We start from the raw sequence: 13,385 nt of genomic DNA on the forward strand, positions 1-13,385 counted from the left end.
GAATCGTTCTTTTGATCGCTGTTATCCCCGGATTTCTTTCATTCCCTTTCAAAGGGGGAAATCCGGGGATAAAGGCGAACGCTTTGCGTCTTCAGAATCGATTTCGTCCCCTCCACTACTACCGTCGTTCATTTCAACCTTTTATTTGAAGCACGAGCCTCATTTTATTCGCTCCTAGTATCTAAAACCGTAGACCTTGTACGAAGATACAAGATTTAATTCAAAACCTTTAAATCAGTATCTTTAGATCAAAACCTTCAGCGATGACACTTCAATTAAATAGTTTTAAAACCTTACTCCTTACCCCTTCAGCGCGCCTGCGGCCATTCCGCGAACAAGCTGTTTCAACCCGAAAATCAATAATAGTAAGGATGGCAGAATAACCATTGCTGTTCCGGCAAAAACCAGATTCCATGCTGTGGATTCCTGGAACTCCAGCATCGAGATTCCGATCTGTGCGGTTCTCATTTCCGGTGTATTTGTCACCAGCAGCGGCCAGAGATATGAATTGTACATGCTTAAGAATGAATAGATTGCCAGTGTTCCAAGTGCCGGACGGGACAAAGGCAAGACATGTGATATGAAATAGCGAATATGACCACAACCATCGATCCTCGCTGCCTCGAACAGTTCCTTGGGCAATTGCATGAAGAACTGTCTTAGCAGGAATGTACCAAACGCCGTTGCCAGAAAAGGCACCATAAGCCCTTGGTAACTATCCAGCCAACCCCAGCTGCGAACCGTCAGGTAGTTGGGGATCATCGTCACTTCCCATGGAATCATCATGGTTGCGACAAACATGCTGAAGATGACGTTTTTGCCTTTGAACTGCATTTTCGCAAAAGCATAGGCTGCCATACTCGCTGTAATCAATTGACCAAGTGTTGTCAGTCCTGCAACAAGGAAGGTATTGCCGATAAATCGACCGATCGGAACAATGTCAAATACCTCACTGAAGTTGGACAGATCGATGGAATGCGGAATGATAAGCGGCGGATAAGCGCTCGCATCTTCCGGTGTCATCACAGCCATGAAAAAGGTGTACATCACCGGATACAGTACAAGCGCTGCACAGATCGTCAGTAATCCATACAACAGCATTTTGGTCCATGTTGCACTCATTGGTAATGCACTTTCCTTTCTACCCATTTGAACTGGATCAGGGTCAGCAGCATAATCACCACGAACAGGATCAGCGCCTGTGCACTACCTGTACCAAAGCGGAAATTAACGAAGGCTTCCTGATAGATGGAATAAACGAACACGTTTGTACTGTCCATCGGGCCACCCCGGGTTAAAATGTTGATCTGACCGAATGATTGAAAAGCGCCAATGATCGATACGACCGTAACAAAAAATAACGTTGGTGAGAGTAGTGGCATCGAGATTTTGCGAAACGTCAGCAATGGTCCTGCGCCGTCAATCTTGGCGCTCTCGTAGATTTCATCCGGGATACCCGCTAGACCACTGGATAAAATAATGTAGTTGAATCCAAGGTTCATCCAGATCGTCATGATGGAGATTGAGATCAATGCCCAGTCCGGACTGGTGAGCCAGGGAATTGGATCGATGCCTACTTTGCCAAGCAGATAATTCAACATGCCCAGGGTCGGATGGAAGAGAAACTTCCAGATGACCGCTGATGAACCAACGGATAACACCACGGGCAGAGAGAACACAAACTGGAATACACGCATTCCCTTGAATCGGTTGTGAGTCAGTGCAGCCAGAATCAGAGCAGCCAGCATACCTGTGGGTACTGTAAACAGAACAAATAGTAACGTCACTTTCATGCCTTGCATAAACAGTCCCGATTGGAACACCGCCTTGAAGTTATCCAGCCCCACGTAAGCCGCAATCTGTCCCGTTGGATCTGTGGAATGCAGACTGAGGTACACGGACTTAAACATCGGGTAAAACAGAAACACTGCAAACAAAAGCAGCGATGGTGCCAGGAAACCATAGGCCAGCATATTCTCCCGCATTCGCTGCATACGCAGCGAGGCTGTCCGGCGCTCACTCGTACCGGATACGCGCCGTTTGGCGGCGGGCAAGCTGATCCGGTTATCAAGCTCACTCATCGGATTTTCTTCCCCCTTGTTTCACGCATTCAGTGTGTGTGAATTGTTGTATCCACTTCAGCACCACGTTATCTAGTGTAAGCGTCAAATGTCACAGCAAAATTCATTCTGAATCAACGTAACGTTAATCATGGACAAGCGACTTTACGTAAATGTGCATCCATTCGAAAGCGGTATCCAGACCGGATCCCATGACAAAAAAACCGCAAGAACTCCCCTTTTTGGAGATATCCCTGCGGTTCGATGTGTAAATGGAATATGAACGTTTGTCTGTTAAAGAACACGACTCATTTTACAATAATCTGTAAATCTTCCACACGAGGTGAAGCGATTAACCGTTACAGTTAACGATTAAGATGATAAGGCACCGTGGTGACAATCACGTCTTTGTAATTGATCAGATAGGCCCGAATCATGAAGCTGGTCTGGTTGTGCAGTACATTTTGCCACCAGTGCTTGGTGATGAATTGCGGAATCAATACGGTGATGTGATCGGTCTCGGCCGTTTTCCACTCTACGGTATCAATGAACTTCTTCAGCGGACCCATAATGCTGCGGTATCTCGATTTGATCACGACCAGACGAACACCCGGATTCCACTCTTCCCACTTCTGCTCCATCTTGCGTATGGCCTCATCATCAAATCCAATGTACAGCGCGACCACGTGATCCGACATCGTCTGGGCGTAACTAATCGTATTCATGACAACCCGGGTAATGCCTGCAACAGGAATGACTATCGTATTGCCTTTTTGGGCTGGTTTATCGACCTGAATATCAATCCGCAGCTCATCAGCAATGTTGCAATAGTGCCGGTGTATACGCATGAACACATAAACAACGACTGGCAAAAAGATAAAGATGACCCATGTCTGCGTGAACTTGGTGAAAATAAAGATCAGCGTAATCGACAATGTAGTCAGCATACCGACCGTATTGACCAGCAACTTCATCTGCCAGCCAGACGGCTTGACTTTGATCCAGCGAATCATCATACCGAGCTGTGACAGGGTAAATGGAATGAACACCCCTACCGCATAGAGCGGAATCAGGCTTTCCGTATTTCCTTTGAATCCAACCACCAGCAGCGCAGACATCACACTGAGGAAAATGATCCCGTTTGAGAACCCAAGGCGGTCTCCTCTGACCATAAATGCATGCGGCATGTATTTATCCTTTGCCATCATGAAGGATAACAGCGGAAAAGCCGAATACGCTGTGTTGGCTGCCAGGAACAGGATCAGAGCTGTTACACCCTGGATGATAAAATACATCGTGCCCCTGCCAAATGTCGCTTCAGCAATCTGGGAAATGACCGTTGCTTTGGGATCAGGCTTCACTCCGTACCCATAAGCCAGTAAGGTGATGCCGATGAACATCGCTCCCAATATACAACCCATAAGCAGTAATGTACCCGCGGCATTTTTCTCGGCAGGCTGCTTGAAGTTCGGGATCGCGTTACTTACCGCTTCCACGCCAGTCAAGGCCGAACATCCGGAGCTGAATGCTTTTAATAACAGAAACATACTCACATGGGATAAACTTGTTCCGAATTCAGGTGCAGCTGCTTCCATCCCCCCGGCAAGAAATTTCACTCCGCCCGAGATAATCAGAATGGCAATCGAAAAGATAAACAGATAGATGGGGATCGCCAGCACAGACGCCGACTCCGTCACTCCCCGCAAATTCATAATGGTTAGAAAAATAATCATAATGAGTGCAATCACAACACTGTAATCATGCAGCATAGGAAAAGCCGACGTAATCGCATCCGTGCCTGCGGACGAACTTACCGCAACGGTCAGAATATAATCGACCAGCAGAGATCCTCCGGCAATCAGACTGGATGTTGTACCCAGGTTATCCTTGGCTACGATATAAGCGCCGCCCCCTGTTGGATAAGCAAATATCGTCTGGCGATAGGAAAAGATTAAAATGACGAGTAATCCCAGCACGGCAATCGAAATCGGAACAGAGTACCACAGGGCGGCGAATCCGGCCGCAACGAGCACCAGCAAAATCTGTTCCGTACCGTAGGCAACGGACGATAGGGCATCTGAGGACAGGATGGCGAGTGCCTTCCATTTCCCCAATTTTTCTCCATCCAGTTCAGCCGATTTCATTGGCTTGCCTATTAAGATTCTCTTCATTTTGCCAAGCATGATCATAACTTCCTTCCATCTCTCATCTGTGAAGCATTGTTATTATGCAAAATCGCAGAGCCATTGACAATACGTCATTTCACCCGAATTTCGCCAGCGCGTGATAATGCATTCTACGATTCAATAATCGATAACAAAGCTATCCTTTTTCAGCAATTTGAACTTTTTTGAACCAAAATGACGTTTGCTCGTCAAAAAAAAGGAAATGGCCTTTGGTTCAATGAACCAAAGACCACTTCCTGTATATAACGAATCATTATTCTCAATCAGAAGCACTACGCGTCATATCAAGCTTTCAATTGTTAGTAACCTCGGATTAATTCGTTACACCTTCACGTCCAGTATGCCCGGACGAGGGGTAACCCCAAACGCTTGCGCCAGTGTGGTCAGCTGTTCATCCGTAATTCTCTGGCGAATCTCGTGACCAGCAACCAGCATATACACCTGGGCTGCCTTCTCAATGGTCTCAATCAAACCAAAAGCCTCGTCAATCGTTGTGCCTGTTCCAAAGATACCATGTTGCGGCCAGATGACCGCGTGGTATTCTTTCATTTTCTCAGCCGTTTCGCGGCCAATCTCGTTCGATCCAGGAATCATCCATGGGATAATGCCAATTCCATCCGGGAATACAACTACACACTCCGTGCACATCTGCCAGAGGGTCTTCGTAAATTTTGCCTCATCCAATTCGTGGATAAATGTCATGGCCAATACATGAGTAGCATGGTTGTGCATGACAACCCGGTGGTTCGGGTCCAGCTTCAAACGTTCAATATGGCTCATGAAATGTGTAGGCAACTCACTTGTTGGGTTTGCCCCCGACTTCAATCCCCAGAGCACTTCCAGCTCCTGACCATCTTGTGATACACGCAGCAACCCCAGATTACTCTCGGGATCAGCGAGTACATTTTTGAAATATTTGCCCGATGCAGTTACGATAAAATACTTGCCGGCCAGCTCTTGCACCGAAAATGCCGGTTTGATCTTGCGAATCACATGATGGATATCGATATATTGGGCAACCTCCTCTTCCTCCAGCAGATAGCTGACATTACCCCCATTACGCTCATCCCATCCATTTTTCCACATATGCTGTGTAATTTCCGCCATCTCACGAACAAATGGAATATGGAAACCTGCAGCCTGTGTTGTGTCATTCGTAAGGGTCACGTTCATGATCAATCTCTCCTTATATTAAAAATAATATGGCTTGCCACGTACAAGGTAAGTTCCTTTTTTCACATTCATTATACCTTTGTTTATCTTTGTTAGTCAATAAAAACCAAAGAAATATTCTTTTATTTGTTTTTGTTTATTTTTGTTTATTTGAAAATAGAACAAAAAAATACCCACCGGCATCCGGCGGGGTCAGTCACACTTCTATGCATTCCATCGAATTGACGGAGGTATTCCCTAGTTAGAACTAAGCAACATGTCTGCCACGAAATGTAGCATAATAATCATATAACATCTGCAAAGCAAACCATAACAATAGATACAACTGCTCAGCAAAAGAAAGTTTCAGACAAATCGTTATCAATACGAGAGATATCGCTATAGCAATCCATTTTCCCCGATGCCATAGCTTTATCAGCCACCCGCGCATGATCCAGATCATAGAGACAAGGACAATAAGAGTAAGAAGCCATGATATGGACCAAGGTAAGGCGTCCCACGTTCTTTCCCCTGTTTCCGACTGTCGAATTCGGCTCGCAATGCCAAGAAATGCGCCAAAGAGAATAACCTGAACCAACAGCACCTTTAGAATCCGAGATGAACTTAACGTCTGGTATCGCTGCCTTAGTTCTGTAACCTCAGCATTGTATGCTTCACAGTGCTCTGCTTCGGAATCCTGACAACATTCCATATGTTTTTTTTGAATAGATGACCATTCGGCGTTCATGCGGTTCATCGCTCCAAAGGTACGTTTCATATAAGCCAAGCTGGGATACAATATGACAAATGAACACACAGCCAGCAGAAGAACGGATATCCAAGGGTTGTTAATCCTGTTCAAGCTGGAAGCAACCGCATTTAAAAGGGCTGTGCTTACCCCCGTCCCATACAAAATACCTAATCCAATGGTTGTGCCCAATACCAACCGGATCGTTCCACTTATCCTTTTCATGAGACAACCGCCTCGACTGTGATCTGATCAAGCTCCCTTTCCATATATACTGCAAAAGTGGACAACTCCTGAGCATCTACCATCTGGACAGCTTGGTAAAAATCTGTGAACGTGCTATCGGCATTACATATTCGTTTGACATGCTCCAACCATCTGGAAGGATAGTCCCAATCATAGATCATTTTGATAAGCAGATTTTCTTTGATCTGCCCCACCTGTTCATCATCCATAACCTTGCTGATTTGGAGTAAAAGCTGCCTGAGCTGCCCATAGGGCTCCACATTGCGACTTATGAGGATGAGATGATGAATGCCCGCTTCAGAACACCAACTGCATTCAAACTGCTCCTCACTCTTCTGACGCAAAAGTGCAGCAAACAGTTCAAGCCGAACTGCATACCGCAAATACTCATGGGAGGTAGCCTCCGCAGACGGACCTGGGAACACCACACCAATCCATGTCTCATACCTGACGTTTTCGGGCAGAAATGTACAGGAAAAACTTTTGGCCACCATCGGTTTAAAGTGGATATTTATTGCACTCTCTTTCCCTTTGTTCATCGGCTCTTGTTCAATCCATGGGAGTGGTCTCCCCTTACCCTTACGACTATGATTCTGATTGCCCAGAACAAACATGATCATGTTGCTAGGCTGATAGAAGCGGTGTATCATATCCTTTAACTGAGGAACTGCCATGGAACGAATATCCACATCCCTTCCAGCCGGATAGATCGAATAAGCATGGTCGGGATACATACCTGCCAACAGATGGTACAGTCTGGATATGCCCGACTGCATAAATGCAGTCTCAATTTCGCTCAGAATGAGTGCAGTCTCGTCTTCAAACCGTGTAAAATCCCACACATTCCTTGTCGCCTGTATATATAACATCAGCGCGTTCTCGTAAACATTATCCGGTTTAGATATACATAAATAGTGCGTATGCAGAAAGGTCGTGAACGCATTCATCAACGTGTACCTATCCGCATATTTTTCGTAGAGGCTTATCCCCCGATCCCAGAAAAAAAGATGCTCCACAAAATGCGCTGCTCCGTAAGGAATGGATCTATTCCGGGAAGGATCAAAACTATCTTTCGCACCACAATTCACCTGTAAATTGAGCAATGTGAAGCCCGAAGTGGACATATCAATACGACACACTCGGAGTCCATCAGCATACATCTCCTCGGTCATTTTACTGTCTGCCTCATGAAAGAAACGTTTCAGCTTCATCAACGCCCCCCCTTTAACCAGTAAACTCCGCCAAACTGCACTTGTTTATCTACAAATCGCTGTAATTGAGCAGATGTCACTTCGTTCACCAAGTGAAAAATATCACTAACTTGTATGTTATACGTTCTCATAATCGGGCCATAGGCCATTCTGCCTTCCGGTTTATCCAATATAAACATGAGTTCCTCGATCAATCCCTTTTTAATCGTTTCAAGCCGCGACGATGTAAGCACTTGTTGTTCCAGACAGTGTTTTATGATCTTAGCTGCATTCCTCTCCATCCCTGAACGGACGCAGGCTGAGATAAGCCAGATGCCTGTCATCATATCATAACGACTTCCCGCATGATAAGCCGATACTGGAGCCGAACGCAAAGTTTGAAGCAAGTAAGGATCTCCATATTTCCCCATCCAGCCATCCAGCATTTTTGCATAAATATGATCTTTAAATCCGTGCTTATTGTTGCATCGGAAGCCGCCAATGATAATGGTTTGATTCTGAATTAGCTTTGTAGACTCCTTCCATTCCTGCGCAGCTGGAACGGAAGGAGTCTGAAACTGCTTATTAATGTACCCAGACATTTGTTCAGTCCGATGATCATCTTGACTCAATTGGGAAACAGTCTCAGCGTCTGCCTGGGATAAATCCCCCAGAAGAGTGATATTGGTGCGGAATTGTTGCATGTTATGCATCGCTGTCCTTTTATGCTCTGACCATTCCACGTAACTTAGCGCTGAATAGATTTCATAACTCCCCTGTACACCCGTTCCTGACTCCGTCGCACCTGTTACATATTCAAGATAACGAGATGCAGCGTATAAAAAGGGATCATTGAATATTCGTTCCACCCGCTGAATCAAATTTCCTCTGGCCTGTTCCCACAGCCTTACTTCTTCCGAAGGAGAACAATCTGCATCTAAAGATAAGAGCTCTGCCAGCAGGCGTCCAATCAGCTCCTCCCCAAGGTCCAAATACCTCGCATCGGGAATCCTTAGCCCCCATACATGGTTTCTCCCTCCAAAATAAACTCCGGTGGAGTACATAAAGGCTTGACCAAAGAGCCCGCCATATTTTTGAGCGAGCTGCTGTTTGCGCAATTGGCCCAAGATATAAAAAAACAGTTGGGTTTGCTCGAAACCTTTGTCATTCTTAATTGGATTTTGTCTACTTATACTTAGTGATATCGTTGCATATTGTGTTGTATTCATCACATAACTGTCAGGTGATACGATGGATGTTCCTTCCATATTACGCATCATAAAACCCCCCGTTTTTTCGGCGTAATGCAGTCAAGTACACGACCGCACCGATCAGTGGCACGAGAATTAAGCCCCAATATGAGGGCAGTAAAGCTACAGCCAGAACTGGGAGACAATAGACAACAGAGCGATATTTTCCGTACCCGCTCCATAGCTTTTGCTCATTGACCCATGACAGATTGGGCCTAAGTTCGTCCGCCTTTAATCGAATGCCCCCACAAACAGCCAAGAGCAACAAACACTCCAGCGTCAGCTTCCATCCAGGGCGAATTGAGTAAACAACCGACATAAAACATAGAATGATCAGAAATCCGCCCATCAGCAAACCAATATAAAATCGGTACTTACTCCAAAACACTCTTTTTCGCGATAATGGCAGGGACAACAATAATAGACGAACTTTTTTTTCAATCGAAAATAATAAGGCAATAGGTGAGCTCAAAAGTAAAAAAAAGCAGGAACCTATCATTAAGATCTGCGCCTCACGAAAACCCGATTGCAAAAATTGATAGGTAAAGAACAAAACAAAAGCCACAAACACCATCCAGTTCACAAGCATCATCGGTGAGGTCAAAAAGCGCTTCCACTCGCGTTTATAAAATGATACGGATAACGGATTCTTCTCCGGTTTGGCCTTTGAACCCTGTCGATACACTGAATGACGCAACATAAGCGGAAACTCATGCCACCAACACCAGACGATATATAACAGGCAGGCTCCTATTGCCCATTGTGAAGACCATAGTACGACCGCAGCCATAAGAACAGCGATCACTCCATGCAACCCACACCGCAAGCCCTGACGCTGGAGCCCCCATGTGCTCATGACACTACCCGCAGTGATACCGTACCAGGTGAAGACAGCAAAGGTGGCCATCCATACCCCAGCTTGAAACCATTCGACTTGTCCGTTAATGAACAGAAACAATGGAAACAGATAAAAAAAGATCGTTCTTCGTAGTGAATAATCGATAAAACAAAAAACGGTCCATGATATCCAAAAAGTCCGACCATCCACAGGAAGCTCACGAAACCGCTCCATCCATTGTTCCTTCCACTGTGCCCCCGTCATCATCAATGTCATGTATCCATTGCTCGCAATGACAGCCAAGCCTATAAATCTTGCGGTAAGCAGCTCACCCGTAAGATTCGCATGAAGGATCAGATAGAATTCGAACCCGATCAGTATAAGCAAACCGATCCATGTCCGCGCCCAATCCCTCCACTGATACTTGCCATAGAAGCGGAGCCAAATCACAGTGAATACATGCTTCCAGATCGTATTATCCATCATGAATCACTTGCCTTAGTTTGCCCCTCAGATCTTCCCCTTCGTTCAGATCAATCCGGGCCTGAATTCGTTTAGCATTGAGGATAAAAGCTTCATCACAGAAGCGTTCTACCATCTCTAATAAATGAGAGGAAAAAATCACCGTCCCTCCATTGCTTGTGTAAACTTTCATCTGTTGCTCCAACGAATCAATGGATTCAATGTCCAGACCATTCAAGGGTTCATCCAGTATGTACAGAGGTGGCTCCACTAAAAATCCGGTTATTAGGGCGGTTTTTTGGCGATTCCCCAAAGATAGCTCACCAATCGTGCGATCAACGTATTCTGTGAAACGAAATAGGTGAACCAATTCGTGAAAATAAGCTTTGTTCCAAGCCTTTTTATAGATTCGAGTAACAAAATCCATGTATTGAAAAGCCGTCATCTCTTCAAACAATTGTGGTGCATCCGGGGCAAAATAACGTTGCTTTTTAGAAAAATTCAGCTTATCGGCAGAGGACTGAGAATCCAGTTTACAACCGCCAACAAAACAATCGCCACTAAAACGGGAGTGAAGGCCTGTCAGTACATGCAGCAGCGTCGTTTTACCCGCACCATTCATGCCAAGCAAACCATAAATTTTGCCTGGCTTCAGTACCCAATCCACTTCCTCCAATACCGGAACACCCGGGGTATACCAGGCACTCACTTTGCTTAGATCCACAATCATTCTTTTTTGCCCCTAAACCCACGCATCCCAAAAAGCAACCCTATTAAAACAAAAAGAATGCCGAACCAATAGTCACCTTTTACGGTATACACCACTCCTCCAGCGATAAAAACAAGAGCAACTAAGAGCATCACCACTTTTTTCTGTTCCGGTTTCATCGTTTACACTCCCTCTGCTGTTATCTCATTGCCACTACAACTGTTTCAAGGTTGTTATCCGTAATCCAATGACAGCTTGTTTCTTGCTTGGCATTGGAATGGATTCCTTTCAGATAGCAACCGCCACAATATCCGCGGGACGGGCACTCCTTTTGACAGGCGTCGCTAAATCGGGGAGATTGCACTTTCCACAGCGTATGAACAAGCTTCGAATCAAAAATTTCTTCATATGTTTGTTTAAATATGTTCCCTAGGGAGAACTCTTTTGGAAACAGGGCGCAGGGTCGGATATTCCCGTTGGGATCAATCAGAACGGAGCGCCAGCCTGCCCCGCAGTTAGACGTCGCTTTTCTCTCATAGGGGACCACAGGAATCAAGCCACGGAATTCCTCAATTAATTCCTGTTCATAATCAATGAACTTTCTGTACTCTTCCCTGTTCTTCTCCAGCATCATATGTTTGCCTCGACCAAAATCATCCACCCAGTTATACGAAAATGCAGCAGCACCCAATTCCTTGACCAGAAAAGCCATCTCTTTAAGCTCCCACATGTTCCCTGGATGGATGGACATCCCTACCCGTACATATAATTGTCGTCCTGCCAGAAGTTGAATTGTCTTGCATGTTCGTTCAAATGCACCTTTACGCCCTCTAAACTGATCATGTGTTTGGGGATGGACACTATCCAAAGATATCCCAATTATAATCTTATTTTTATATTTATCCAATAATTCCAAAATCTCATTTTTGAGAAGTGTACCATTCGTCAGCAATCCAATCTTCTTGAATTTGCCTAGGGCGTATTCAAGCATTTCACGTATTTCTGGATGCACAAACACCTCTCCCCCAGTAATCTCCAACGTGAGTACGCCTCGCTCATACAACTGATTACATAAATTTTTGAAAGAAGTCAGACTCATGATTCCCTCTGCCTCTGGTGAAGCCTCCAAATAACAGTGCTCACACCTCAGGTTGCATTTGTGGGTAATCTCAATTGTGGCATGAAGGGGAGTCGGATAGAGATTTGTACCACTGGTGATGATGTCCCACTGGAAAGGTGCATCACTCCACTCGACAATTTGTTTCCCGGTTAACATTTGCAACATATCTTCATACCAGTCTCTGTGGTCTTCCTTGTTCTCACCATATTTACTGCATTGGGATTCGAGAACCTGCTCTGCGGTTTGAATTCCACAAAATTGTGAACATAACTCATAGGCAGTCTGATTCAGATCCATATATTCCAGATCATTGCCGTCAGCATTGGCATTCATGTGATTGACTTCAATCATGCCTCCTGTGGGCAACTGATGTAATCTCACCTTTGCACTTAAATGCGGATATTGATAGATCAAGACAAACCCCACCTTTACAATGGATAATAGCAGTAAAGGAGCATATCACTATGCCCCTTTTTGCCTACAACTTGTCCACACTCAACACTGAATTAACCTACCAGACCAAATGTTCCTGTAATCCCCAAAATTTCAAAATCAGGCAAAGGACCATCAATTAAACACGCTGCACCGATCGAACATGCTGCACAACCTTTGTTTGCCACAATAATTGCTTTTTCCATTGCTCATTCAGCTCCTTTGAATTTGTATAGTATGTAAATCTTTGATGTGATCTTATTATAATATGGAAAATAAAACTAAATAATGACATTAATCACATTTAATTTACATTTATATACTTTTTATTGCAACAGATGACTTAGTTCACAAAAAAATACCCCGCCGGCGTCCGGTGGGGTCAGTCACACATCTATTTAACACGAGAAGGGGTTTACAAGAGTTATGATACCTCTGCTACCTTAATAGAAGCTGAAAGCGAAATAAAAAAAGCATGAAAACATATATCCCCCGAGGTCGGTGATTCAATGACTTCCTTGCTTACTTTCTATACATATGTCTCTCTGTCCAAACTCTTTTGTCAAATCTAGCATATATTATTCTAGCTTTTCTCAGGAAAAGACATTCTAAAAAAGGAGATGACCCTATGGCAGTCCTTTCCACAGGCCCGATCGAGAACAACCTCTCTGTTGGCAGCAGACCTACACAACAAGTCACCGTCAAAATGGTCAACACCGATTCCATCAATACGTCTAATGTACTCATTGAAGGTTATTTTCTGAATGGAACCCGAACCTTATACGTGCAGCAATCCGTTAATCTGAATCCAGGCCAAGTCTTCTCTCAAACCTACTATGCCAATCTAGGGGGATTCGAATATGTTTTTACAACCAGTGGGGGAGCAGCCGCATTGACGGAAATCTCGATGTGGGGCAAAAGCAACACTGGGCAACTGGTGGCATCACATCGTATTGTTTTGGAGGAAATGGCTTTATAAAAGGAGGAATTAT

13 protein-coding genes are annotated in these 13,385 nt (G+C 44.8%); 1 reads left to right on the forward strand and 12 read right to left on the reverse strand.

The annotated features are described in order from the left end of the window. Window positions 1–300 precede the first annotated feature (300 nt). The 12 genes from ACE3K2_RS04285 to ACE3K2_RS04340 all read right to left on the reverse strand — a co-directional run bounded on the left by ACE3K2_RS04285 (window position 301) and on the right by ACE3K2_RS04340 (window position 12,599). On the reverse strand, window positions 301–1,122 hold the full coding sequence (locus tag ACE3K2_RS04285) for a carbohydrate ABC transporter permease (protein WP_421887123.1): 822 nt from the start codon (window positions 1,120–1,122) through the stop codon (window positions 301–303). After that, window positions 1,119–2,081, reverse strand: a complete 963-nt coding sequence (locus ACE3K2_RS04290) for a carbohydrate ABC transporter permease (RefSeq protein WP_421887126.1) — start codon at window positions 2,079–2,081, stop codon at window positions 1,119–1,121. Before ACE3K2_RS04290 ends, ACE3K2_RS04285 begins: the two co-directional genes overlap by 4 nt. Before the next feature lie 344 nt (window positions 2,082–2,425). Then, window positions 2,426–4,243: an APC family permease gene (locus ACE3K2_RS04295; protein ID WP_421887129.1), complete on the reverse strand. Its 1,818-nt coding sequence runs from the start codon at window positions 4,241–4,243 to the stop codon at window positions 2,426–2,428. Between the two features lie 324 nt (window positions 4,244–4,567). Next, window positions 4,568–5,419 (reverse strand): rhamnulose-1-phosphate aldolase, encoded by an 852-nt coding sequence (rhaD, locus tag ACE3K2_RS04300; RefSeq protein ID WP_421887132.1) that lies wholly within the window; start codon window positions 5,417–5,419, stop codon window positions 4,568–4,570. Window positions 5,420–5,666: 247 nt separating this feature from the next. Next, window positions 5,667–6,371 (reverse strand): hypothetical protein, encoded by a 705-nt coding sequence (locus ACE3K2_RS04305; protein ID WP_421887135.1) that lies wholly within the window; start codon window positions 6,369–6,371, stop codon window positions 5,667–5,669. After that, window positions 6,368–7,603 carry a hypothetical protein gene (locus ACE3K2_RS04310; protein WP_421887137.1) on the reverse strand — a complete coding sequence of 412 codons (1,236 nt, stop codon included), beginning with the start codon at window positions 7,601–7,603 and terminating at the stop codon, window positions 6,368–6,370. The genes ACE3K2_RS04305 and ACE3K2_RS04310 overlap by 4 nt, the downstream gene beginning before the upstream one ends. After that, window positions 7,603–8,862: a hypothetical protein gene (locus ACE3K2_RS04315; protein WP_421887139.1), complete on the reverse strand. Its 1,260-nt coding sequence runs from the start codon at window positions 8,860–8,862 to the stop codon at window positions 7,603–7,605. Before ACE3K2_RS04315 ends, ACE3K2_RS04310 begins: the two co-directional genes overlap by 1 nt. Beyond that, on the reverse strand, window positions 8,852–10,156 hold the full coding sequence (locus ACE3K2_RS04320; protein ID WP_421887142.1) for an ABC-2 transporter permease: 1,305 nt from the start codon (window positions 10,154–10,156) through the stop codon (window positions 8,852–8,854). Before ACE3K2_RS04320 ends, ACE3K2_RS04315 begins: the two co-directional genes overlap by 11 nt. Further along, on the reverse strand, window positions 10,146–10,862 hold the full coding sequence (locus ACE3K2_RS04325; RefSeq protein ID WP_253431715.1) for an ATP-binding cassette domain-containing protein: 717 nt from the start codon (window positions 10,860–10,862) through the stop codon (window positions 10,146–10,148). Before ACE3K2_RS04325 ends, ACE3K2_RS04320 begins: the two co-directional genes overlap by 11 nt. Continuing rightward, window positions 10,859–11,020 carry an antibiotic biosynthesis protein AlbB gene (locus tag ACE3K2_RS04330; protein WP_421887145.1) on the reverse strand — a complete coding sequence of 54 codons (162 nt, stop codon included), beginning with the start codon at window positions 11,018–11,020 and terminating at the stop codon, window positions 10,859–10,861. The genes ACE3K2_RS04325 and ACE3K2_RS04330 overlap by 4 nt, the downstream gene beginning before the upstream one ends. A 20-nt stretch (window positions 11,021–11,040) precedes the next feature. Beyond that, window positions 11,041–12,312, reverse strand: coding sequence for a radical SAM protein (locus ACE3K2_RS04335; protein ID WP_421888333.1), 1,272 nt, complete (start codon window positions 12,310–12,312; stop codon window positions 11,041–11,043). Between the two features lie 155 nt (window positions 12,313–12,467). After that, the gene (locus ACE3K2_RS04340; protein ID WP_253431705.1) at window positions 12,468–12,599 is read right to left on the reverse strand and encodes a subtilosin A family bacteriocin; all 132 of its coding nucleotides are present in this window, start codon (window positions 12,597–12,599) and stop codon (window positions 12,468–12,470) included. A gap of 422 nt (window positions 12,600–13,021) precedes the next feature. Between ACE3K2_RS04340 and ACE3K2_RS04345 the strand changes: the two genes are divergently transcribed. Further along, a complete protein-coding gene (locus ACE3K2_RS04345) occupies window positions 13,022–13,372 on the forward strand; it encodes a hypothetical protein (protein WP_421887148.1) in 351 nt (116 codons plus the stop codon). Window positions 13,373–13,385: the final 13 nt, after the last annotated feature.

It is taken from the genome of Paenibacillus sp., assembly GCF_048976745.1.
Lineage (GTDB): Bacteria > Bacillota > Bacilli > Paenibacillales > Paenibacillaceae > Paenibacillus.

Coding starts and splice junctions, on each gene's coding strand:
- ACE3K2_RS04285 (WP_421887123.1), bottom strand. CDS start 1,122: ATGAGTGCAACATGGACCAAAATGCTGTTGTATGGATTACTGACGATC.
- ACE3K2_RS04290 (WP_421887126.1), bottom strand. CDS start 2,081: ATGAGTGAGCTTGATAACCGGATCAGCTTGCCCGCCGCCAAACGGCGC.
- ACE3K2_RS04295 (WP_421887129.1), bottom strand. CDS start 4,243: ATGCTTGGCAAAATGAAGAGAATCTTAATAGGCAAGCCAATGAAATCG.
- rhaD (WP_421887132.1), bottom strand. CDS start 5,419: ATGAACGTGACCCTTACGAATGACACAACACAGGCTGCAGGTTTCCAT.
- ACE3K2_RS04305 (WP_421887135.1), bottom strand. CDS start 6,371: ATGAAAAGGATAAGTGGAACGATCCGGTTGGTATTGGGCACAACCATT.
- ACE3K2_RS04310 (WP_421887137.1), bottom strand. CDS start 7,603: ATGAAGCTGAAACGTTTCTTTCATGAGGCAGACAGTAAAATGACCGAG.
- ACE3K2_RS04315 (WP_421887139.1), bottom strand. CDS start 8,862: ATGATGCGTAATATGGAAGGAACATCCATCGTATCACCTGACAGTTAT.
- ACE3K2_RS04320 (WP_421887142.1), bottom strand. CDS start 10,156: ATGATGGATAATACGATCTGGAAGCATGTATTCACTGTGATTTGGCTC.
- ACE3K2_RS04325 (WP_253431715.1), bottom strand. CDS start 10,862: ATGATTGTGGATCTAAGCAAAGTGAGTGCCTGGTATACCCCGGGTGTT.
- ACE3K2_RS04330 (WP_421887145.1), bottom strand. CDS start 11,020: ATGAAACCGGAACAGAAAAAAGTGGTGATGCTCTTAGTTGCTCTTGTT.
- ACE3K2_RS04335 (WP_421888333.1), bottom strand. CDS start 12,312: ATGATTGAAGTCAATCACATGAATGCCAATGCTGACGGCAATGATCTG.
- ACE3K2_RS04340 (WP_253431705.1), bottom strand. CDS start 12,599: ATGGAAAAAGCAATTATTGTGGCAAACAAAGGTTGTGCAGCATGTTCG.
- ACE3K2_RS04345 (WP_421887148.1), top strand. CDS start 13,022: ATGGCAGTCCTTTCCACAGGCCCGATCGAGAACAACCTCTCTGTTGGC.